This is a genomic window from Psychrobacter sp. PSi21, assembly GCF_054960615.1.
Map to the genome: position 1 here is coordinate 1 of NZ_JBHNYR010000044.1, position 956 is coordinate 956.

The following is a 956-nucleotide window of genomic DNA, read 5'->3' on the forward strand; positions in this document are numbered from 1 at the left end:
AGCCCGGGGATTTCACATCTGACTTATCAAGCCACCTACGCTCGCTTTACGCCCAGTAATTCCGATTAACGCTTGCACCCTCTGTATTACCGCGGCTGCTGGCACAGAGTTAGCCGGTGCTTATTCTGCAGCTAATGTCATCGTCCACGGGTATTAACCATGGAGTCTTCTTCACTGCTTAAAGTGCTTTACAACCAAAAGGCCTTCTTCACACACGCGGCATGGCTGGATCAGGGTTCCCCCCATTGTCCAATATTCCCCACTGCTGCCTCCCGTAGGAGTCCGGGCCGTGTCTCAGTCCCGGTGTGGCTGATCATCCTCTCAGACCAGCTACAGATCGTCGCCATGGTAGGCCTTTACCCCACCATCTAGCTAATCCGACTTAGGCTCATCTAATAGCGAGAGCAGTAAACTGCCCCCTTTCTCCCGTAGGTCGTATGCGGTATTAATTCGAGTTTCCCCGAGCTATCCCCCACTACTAGGTAGATTCCTAAGTATTACTCACCCGTCCGCCGCTCGTCATCTTCTAGCAAGCTAGAAATGTTACCGCTCGACTTGCATGTGTTAAGCCTGCCGCCAGCGTTCAATCTGAGCCATGATCAAACTCTTCAGTTTAATCTTGCTATGAAGCTCTTTAAAGAAGCTTCTAAACTTGGCTCATTCTTTTCTGGCAATTACGCTCGTAATTATGTTCGTAATGAATTAACTTTGAGTTTTCTTGCTTTAAAGAATGATAATTTTTATAGTTAGTGTTCTACCGAAAAGATAGTCAACCAACTTTATTTTTAGCATTCTGAATCAGCAAAAATCCACACAAGTTGTTCTTTAGTTATGCTTTTAAATAGTCAATCAATACTGTCGTCCAATATCGATTTTACCACCAATCGTTACATCGCTAATACGCTTTGCTTGATTGACGAGCCATCCAGTCTATCATATTGATAGTTTCTGTCAAG

At 45.2% G+C, this 956-nt stretch carries 1 rRNA gene; it reads right to left on the reverse strand.

The features are described from left to right. A 16S ribosomal RNA gene (locus ACFI32_RS14795) occupies positions 1-615 on the reverse strand; the annotation flags it as partial. Positions 616-956 lie beyond the last annotated feature (341 nt).